This window comes from Okeania sp. SIO2B9 (assembly GCF_010672505.1).
GTDB lineage: Bacteria > Cyanobacteriota > Cyanobacteriia > Cyanobacteriales > Microcoleaceae > Okeania > Okeania hirsuta.
The window spans coordinates 1-8,793 of the sequence record NZ_JAAHGK010000142.1; the positions used below are offsets into that span (position 1 = coordinate 1).

At 37.4% G+C, this 8,793-nt stretch carries 5 protein-coding genes; all 5 read right to left on the reverse strand.

Annotation, left to right across the window (positions count from 1 at the left end; all coding sequences use genetic code 11):
* Positions 1 to 347 precede the first annotated feature (347 nt).
* The gene (locus F6K13_RS07515) at positions 348 to 752 is read right to left on the reverse strand and encodes a carbonic anhydrase (protein ID WP_124144307.1); all 405 of its coding nucleotides are present in this window, start codon (positions 750 to 752) and stop codon (positions 348 to 350) included.
* Positions 753 to 1,269: 517 nt separating this feature from the next.
* Positions 1,270 to 1,830, reverse strand: a complete 561-nt coding sequence (locus F6K13_RS07520) for a hypothetical protein (RefSeq protein WP_240038876.1) — start codon at positions 1,828 to 1,830, stop codon at positions 1,270 to 1,272.
* 301 nt (positions 1,831 to 2,131) lie between these two features.
* Entirely contained in the window at positions 2,132 to 3,415 is a 1,284-nt protein-coding gene (locus F6K13_RS07525; RefSeq protein WP_124144308.1) for a CO2 hydration protein, read from the reverse strand.
* A 579-nt stretch (positions 3,416 to 3,994) separates the two neighbouring features.
* Positions 3,995 to 5,542 carry an NADH-quinone oxidoreductase subunit M gene (locus F6K13_RS07530; protein ID WP_124144309.1) on the reverse strand — a complete coding sequence of 516 codons (1,548 nt, stop codon included), beginning with the start codon at positions 5,540 to 5,542 and terminating at the stop codon, positions 3,995 to 3,997.
* A 1,073-nt stretch (positions 5,543 to 6,615) separates the two neighbouring features.
* On the reverse strand, positions 6,616 to 8,454 hold the full coding sequence (locus F6K13_RS07535; protein ID WP_124155432.1) for an NAD(P)H-quinone oxidoreductase subunit F: 1,839 nt from the start codon (positions 8,452 to 8,454) through the stop codon (positions 6,616 to 6,618).
* Between the last annotated feature and the right edge of the window lie 339 nt (positions 8,455 to 8,793).

Sequence of the window (8,793 nt, forward strand, 5' to 3'; positions counted from 1 at the left end):
GGGCGAAGGTTTTTGCTGAGATATCATGCAAATTGAATCGGCATCGAACCCATTCAATTGGCCGCCGATTCATCTGGTCGCCAAATCACAGATTATGGCGTGAGGCTTCTCGGCGATCTAGCTAAAAAAACGATGCTGATTTAGTATCCTTTTTCAAAGTTATTAACGATAATATTGCAGAATTACTATGAGTATAACATTACTTCTCTTGAATTTGAGAAAGCAAACATTTTATACAAATGTATGTTGAAAAAAAGTAATTAAGGGCAGGACATTTTATTACTCTCACTTTGTTAAGAAACAGAAAACACAGGCAAATGAAAGTAATGCAGATTTTTCTATGTTTTTTAACTAATCAAATATACTTTTCCTTCGTCTAGATCGTAATAACCACCTACAGTTTTTAATTTGTTTTCCTGAACTAACTGGGTAATCACTGGAGAAAGATTGATAATTTTTATTTGTTCCATTACATTAGCTTTAACAGCACTTTCTACAGAATATCCATCTCTACCTTTAGCAATTTCTACAGCAGGTTTAATAGCAGAAATTATACTGCCAATTTGACCTGGAACAGGTTTACCATCCATTGTTGCTTTTACTGCCCCACAATTTTCATGCCCTAGTACCATTAACACTTTTGAACCTAATACAAAAGTACCGTATTCTATAATACCCATTTCTTCTGGAGTCACAATATTTCCGGCTTCTTGAACTAGGCGTAGTTCAAAGGTTCGTGCAACCAGGGGCAATTAAAGCTTAAAAGTATTGATTTATATGGGTTAGAGCTATCTTACTTTTTTATGGTCTGAAAGTTATAGCAATGTGCGCTGGCATATTTACAAATTACAGGAACTGTCCAATAGCTAAAAGTCTTATGTGATTCCTATGGAATGCTTGCGCAAACGGGTTTTTATTCCCCTCCTGGGAGGGGTTAGGGGTGGGTTGCCAGATGAGCTGTTGCCTGTTGCATATTGCCTGCGCACAGCGCCATATTTCAAACAATAACGGAAGGGAATCATAAGAGTTTCAGAGCCTTTCTCTGACTCGCTGCAGTATATAATGCCAACCTTCTATTTACGCCGTTTTGGTACAGTATCCCGAAGTAGTAAATGCTATCAAAATCTTACATGGAATTGACATTGACAGAAAGCTTGTGAAGCAATATCAGCAGCCGAAGCAGTTGGAGTTAATTTTCTACCCTTGATATCATCCCGACACAAGCTCTGCGCGGGATTCCCATCCATCGACCGTTACTACCGATCGCCCTTATTTCACTTGATATGGCAGAGATGAATGGTGCAGATTGATTTTCAGATCACCGTTTTCATCACGAACATAACCAAAAGTGTATTCTACCTTGATCTCGCTACCGTCTGTTTTGGTGAAAAAATACTCACCCATTGAGGTAGCTGTATCGCAGTGGGTAATAATTCCTTCATTCTCAAAGCGCACATTGTTATAGGGCGCAAGAGCAAAACCTTTATCTTCGCTGATGCTCCCACTGACAAAATAAGACAAAGCCTCTTTCTCTGTACCTCTGAATGGCTCATTGCTGGCCAGTGTTGGTTTGAACAAAACCGTACCAAGATCATAACCATAAAGCCTATCAAGAGTACTTTGTGCTTCTGCTTCTGGGTTTTCTGCCTTGCCAATGGCGACAATGGCTTCGCCCCAGCTTTGCTGTGCAGCTAGAACATCGTTTTCTGTTACAGGATTTTCGCATGACGCAGATTGTACTGTTGGCGTAGATTGAGGGTTCGTGCAACCAGCCATTGTGGTTACTGCAGATACGATTAAAAGTGCAAAGAAATTTGGTTTCATGGTCATCTTTTTCTTTTATAGGACTAGGAGTTAATAGGTTAACCTATTTCCGCCTACAAGGCTACAAACAGATAATTTTCTTGAGAAAGTTGCTGAAATTGTTCATCATTTCTGGATAATTGGCCAAGGAAATTTAAGGTTTAACGCTCAAAAAGGAGCGCATTTGAGGCGCATAGTTGGGCAGAAAAATCTTGGGACAAAACTTAGCTCCTACCTCCTCACTCATTCCCATTTCTCCTGTCTCCTGTCTCCTGTCTCCTGTCTCCTATCCCTACTAAAAGACTTTTGAGCGCAAACCCTAATTATATTAACGATAATCTTGGCGCTGAATATCTCGCAACCGAGCTTCTGGACGCTTAAACCTATCTAGTTGTGCTTCAAAAAATGCACGATTTGCTTTTAAATGTTCTAGGTCTGGGTCATCTAAAGGATGTAATGTTGCCTGTCTTAATGCTTGAATAACTGCGGAAGTTACACAATACATTGAACGTTGAAAAGTAATTCCTAACTGAATCAACATATCATCTTCACCCCGACAATTTTGTTTGTAATAATCAACTAAAAATGATGGTAAAAAATGCAGCATATCCTGCATTAATAATGTGGGAGGGATACCAGCATTTCCCACTGGAAAAACATCTGCATAAAGAATGCCATAATGAAAGTCTTTTTGATTTTCTGGTACTTGTTTTGCCTGAGCATTATAAGACTTTGTACCACGGAAAGGTGCAGTGCGATAAAAGACAGCTTCTACATAAGGTAAAGCAGCTTCAAATAACCAAGTAAAACCACAAGATTTGGGAATAATTTCATGTAACTCACCCCGAATATAAACATGATGATAAATTGGGCGATTTGCTACAGCAAAAATTCCATTTACAAGAAAATTCATTGCTTCTGGAACGCTGGTTAATTTCCCTTCATTATATAAATCAAACATTTCAAAAAAAACAGCAGCCATTACTTCCCAAAATAAACCAAGATTACTGTAATAAGAAAGTTGTCTGACCTGTTCGATAAACATTTCTGGAAATAGTTTATACAGACCTAACATTACAGGATTTCCTTGAAAATAAGCTTTAATTGCTTTATCCGCTGCTGCCTTATATTCAGGAGTATCTAAATAAGGATCGAATTTACCTCCCATTTCCCGATGCCAAAACATTGCTCGCATACAAGCTTCGGCAAATTCCATATTAATTCTGTCATGCCATAAATGATGTAATAATTTTGATTTTTTGCCACTTTCTCCCTTTTCAATAAATGCTAAAAGTTCTGGATGAGCTGTTGCTTCTCCGCGCCAAACTCTTAAGTCTGCATCATCACCTGCATAGTGATTATGAAGTTCTAAATATTCTTTTGGCAGGAAGTATTTAAAGAAGGGTAAGGGGTTTAAAAATACTCGTTCGGCAATATAAAGTAAGTCGCGCCAATAGAAATCCATTGGTACTGCATAAGCTTTATAAATACCGATAATTTGCATTAGGTTTTCTGGGGTATCTGGTAGCATTGCTCCACCTGCTTCGAGGCGGTGAATAATTTCGGCAAATTCATGTTGGGATGGGGGAAGTTTTATTGTTGTTTGTGTCATAATTTTTGAGGTTTTAGGTGTGAGGTGTTATATCATGTTTGCTTCAATGAAAATCATAAAAATTTGGCACTTTGTAGCACTTTTTAGGTTGGGTTGAGTCCGCGTTAGCGGAGCTTATCCTGAGGATAAATCCAACAACAATAATTGTATTTGTTGGGTTGCGCTAGCGCTTAACCCAACCTACGGTATTATAAATAATTATTCGCACATTAAGTTTTAGTTTGTATCTGTTGGGTTTCGCTACTTCGAGACGGGAAATTAATTTCGGCAAATTCATGTTGGAAGGGGGGATGTTTTATTGTTATTTGTGTCATAATTTTTGAGGTTTTAGGTGTGAGGTGTTATATCATGTTTGCTTCAATGAAAATCATAAAAATTTGGCACTTTGTAGCACTTTGTAGATTTGGTTGAGTCCGCATTAGTGGAGCTTATTCGGAGGATAAATCCAACAACAATAATTATATTTGTTGGGTTGCGCTAGCGCTTAACCCAACCAACTGCATTATAATTATCCAAACTTGATATTAGTAGGAATTTTGAGAAATATTCTTACACAGTTTTTATATCTGACAAAACAACCTAATTTCTGTACTCCAGGAAATTAACATCTGCTGTATTTATCAAACTAGCTAATTTTTGACTTTTGACTTTTGACTTTTGAATTTCTATAGAAGAATTAGGGACTAAAAAATTGGAAGTTGCTTCACTCCAACGCACTAACCAAGTAGGTTGAATTCCTAAAAAGAAAATCACTACTGCTAATACTAAAGCAGGGGTACGTTCGGACCAAATAACTTTAGGATAATAAGCTGTATCATTATCTAATTTGCCGAAACAAGTACGGTTTAACAAAATCACAAAATAAACAGCAGTTAAACCACTGGCAATAATACACAACAGAGTAGGAATAGGAAACACCGAAAAACTACCTTGAAATACTAGAAACTCAGCAGCAAAACCTACCATTCCTGGAATACCTGCACTTGCCATTCCACCCATAATTAATAAAGCGCTCGTAAAAGGTAAACCACGCACCGGACTCATCAAACCATTCAACACAGATAATTCGCGAGTACCAACTTTGCTTTCTACCACACCTACCAGGTGAAATAGAATCGCTAAAATTAAACCGTGAGCAACCATTTGAGAAATAGCTCCCACTAAACTCAAAGGTGTATTGGCAGCAGCAGCAACAACAATATAACCCATGTGGCCAATTGAACTGTAGGCCACCATCCGTTTGATGTCTTGTTGAGCGATCGCTGCTAATGCTCCATACAAGACGCTAAAAGTACCAATTATCGCCATTCCGGGAGCGACTATTTGCCAGGTTTCGGGAAATAATCCTAACCCAAAACGCAATAGTCCATAAGTGCCTAATTTTGCTAATATGCCACCGAGAAGAATGGTGACGGGGGGAGATGATTCGACGTAAGCATCTGGCAACCAAGTATGTAAAGGTACTAATGGAATTTTAATACCGAATCCTACTAAGAGAATAGTTAGTAAGATAAGTTGGGTTTTTAGGGATAGTCCTTGGGTTGAGATTAGGTCATAATCAAAACTGGGAGAATTGCTTAACCAAGTTATTCCTAAAAATCCTGCTAATATCAGAATTCCGGATACTGCTGTATAGATCAGAAATTTGGTTGCTGCATAACCTCGTTTTTTACTACCCCAAATTGCTATTAATAAATAGATGGGGATTAATTCTAGTTCATAAAAGAGAATGAATAGTAATAGGTTTGCGGAGAGAAAAGCACCTGCTATTCCGGCATTTACTAACAAAATTAAGGAGTAGTATAATCGCGGGCGATCAACATTATTGCCATATCCATAAACTACGATGAATGTTAGTAAGGAATTTAGGGCGAGTAATGGTAAGGATAAACCATCTATACCGAGATTATAGGTTAAACCTAATTGGGGAATCCAGGTAAAATGTTCTTGAAATTGTAACCCTGGATTATTTAGGTTAAATTTAAGGGCAATTTCTACAGTCCAAACTATTAGAGATAGGGCAATTGCTAAGGTGATTTTTCGTAATTTTTCATCGGTAATTTTTCCGGGAAAAAATCCGACTAAAGCTGCCCCTAAAATTGGGATGATAATTAAGACACTGAGCATAATTTTCTGTTATTTTTATGTTAATTAAATTTTAGTCTGTGCGGAAGTTAAAAGTCAAAAGTCAAAAGTAAATCATTTTTTATTTGTAATTGTTTTAGGATTTTGTAACTGGTCAGTTATTTCCGCCATCCTGCACTAGTACAACTAAGGGGTAATTTCAGTTATCAGTTATCAGTTAGTCTCCTCCGGAGGAGCTACGCTAAGTAACTGTTAAATCAGGTTCATTATCTACTTAAATATTTGCCAAATATTAGCCGAGCGCTAGAGTTATTTTTGAGTGTTATCTACAGATGATTTACAGAAATAATTGATTGAGATTTTCCCTCCAATCAACCTATTAATAAATCAGTTCCATCATCAGGCTAAATTCAACATCTCAAAATTTATGTAAGTGGGGTGGGTTCCTGCCTACCCAAAAATATCAGGAACGGGCAAGATGCCCCCAAACACAAAACTATTAAAATCATCCCGCATTTTTGCAACGCTATTTTTGAGTGTCATCTACAGATGATTTACAAAAATAATTGATTGAGATTTTTCCTCAAATCAATCCACTACTAAATTAACTTAGATTCAACATCTCAATATTTTAGTCTGACAAAAACTATAATTTTTGAGTGTAATCTACGGATGATTTCCGGAAATGATTGATTGAGATTTTTCCTAAAATAAAACTACTAAATCAGATTAGATTCAACATCTCAAAATTTGAGTCTAGTACAACCAACGGGTAATTTCTAAGTGTAATCTACAGATTATCCATGGGAATGATTGAGATTTTTCCGTAAATTGACCTGCTGTTAAATCAGCTTTATGGCAGGCTTAAATATTTCAAAAATTCAAGGCAAGCATTACAGTTATTTTTGACTATGATGTACAGATAATTAATCACAATATAACCTTTCTCAAGTCATACCATTTATCCATGAAGTTGCGCTTAATAAAAGATAACAGCTATTAGTAAAATTCAGGTTTTGGTCATAATTATTAAGCGCATTTTTACAGATAAATGGTATTACTAAGGTACAGTTATTTTTCTTCTTTTCTACTCCCTACTCCCTACTCCCTACTCCCTAAAATAAACCAACCACTAACCAACTTAATAATAGAGTCATACCAATCAAAATTGTCAATACATAAAACTGAGACTGACCAGAAACATTATATTTCAAACCTTGACCACCAAACACAGTCGCTAAACCCACAAAATTAACTACACCATCCACAAGATAGCGGTCAACCCAGGAAATAATTCTTGATACTAAACCCACCACAAAAACAATAGTAATTCTATACAGTTTTGCAGTGTAAAAATCGTAGGCAAAAAAGTCTTGTATTGCTGGTAAAGGAAACTTAATTGGTTTCTCCCACCCATCGTTTAGATAAATCAATCCACCAATACCAAAACCAAGCACACTGGATAACAATAATAAACCAGCAACAGTTTTATTAATAGTTGCGATATCCGGTAGTAGTTGCCATTGTGCAAACAATAGAGGAATATGCAACGTAAAACCAGCCAAAATAGTCATCGGCAAAACTAACGCCCATAAACCTTCAGGCGATCGCTCAGTCATTTGCTTCGGTTGACCACAAAAAATTAAACCAAACTCCCGAATAATACTAAAAGCAGTGAACCCATTCACCAACAACAACACACCTACTAACCAAGGTTGACTACTCCACAAATAATCTGTCATTTGCAACAGTGCCCAGAAACTACCCAAAGGAGGCAAACCCACTAAACCAGCAGCACCCACTAAATAAGAAATTCCAGTAATGGGGCGACGAGACCATAAACCACCATATTGAGTCAAGTCTTGACTGACGCAGTTTAAAATTACCCCACCCGTACTCATTACCAACAACGCCATCGCACAAGCGTAAGTAAATAACAACATCAAAGCAGTTTCGTCTTGACCAGTTCCCACAGCGATAAAGACCAAACCCATGTAAGTGCTGACTGAATAAGAAAGCGATCGCTTAATATCAATTTGGCCAATAGCAATTAAAGAAGCACAAACTGCGGTAAATACTCCCACCCCGATCGTGACTGTGGAAGCAACAGGGGATAAAGCTAAAACAGGTTGCACTTTAATCAACACCCACGCTCCAACTGCTACTACCAGGGAGTTCCGTAAAATAGTACTTGGCACTGGCCCTTCCATTGCTTCATCTAACCACAGATGTAGGGGAAACTGAGCGCATTTACCTAGAGGTCCGGCAATTAAAGTAAGGCTTAATAGGGTGGCAGTTGTAGGAGCGATGTTTGCAGTTTTTGCCCACTCAGCTAACTCCGTATAATTCCAAGTTCCTGCTAGAGGTAATAGAGCAACTACTCCCATGAGCAAAAATAAATCTCCCACCCGTTTTGTCAGGAAGGCGTCTCTTGCTCCAGTAATTACTAATGGTTGGCTAAACCATAACCCCACTAATAGATATGTACCGAGAGTGAGAATTTCTAGAATTATGTAACTCCAGAATAGGGAATTGCACAAGACTAAGGCACACATTCCAGCTTCAAATAATGCCAGTAGGGAGTAAAAACGTGCCCATCCCCAATCCATTTCCATATAGGCGATCGCGTAAATTTGGCTCAGAAGATTGAGACCAGTAATTAATATAGTCGCTCCAATAGTGAGGGTAGATATTTCTAGGGAAATAGTGATATTTAGCCCTGCCACATCTAGCCAAGGTATTGATAATTCTTGAGTTGGTTGATTCCAAGCTACTGATAGAGCGATTAAGCCATGTAAGAAAGCGATGAAGGTCATAATCAGATTGATATAACCTGCTGGTCTTGGCCCGGTACGTTTAATAATTCCGGGAGACCAGGGTATGGCTAGAGCTGCACCGACGATAGCATAGCAAGGTATTAACCAAACTGTTTCTAGAAAGTCATTTGATAGCATTATTTTTATTTTTGCGAGATTTTGATAAATAACTTGCTACTTTAATTTAATTAATAGTTAATTTTATATTAAGTTTGGTACGTATATTAATATTTTTGTTTTACCAATAATTTGAATTGTTTATGTATTGATTATGAGAGCTTAATTTTATATATTAGAGATTATCTATTGTACTATAGCAATATAAGCATTCAGCCGTCAGCCATCAGCTATCGGCTATTACTTTTAGTTCAGATAAAAGCTTTATTAATTGTCTTACTACAAAAGTTGGCTCCCTTATCCTGAAAGTCAGTTGTTAATTTAAACACTATTCCATAAGAGAGAGTCTTGTTGCTGTTA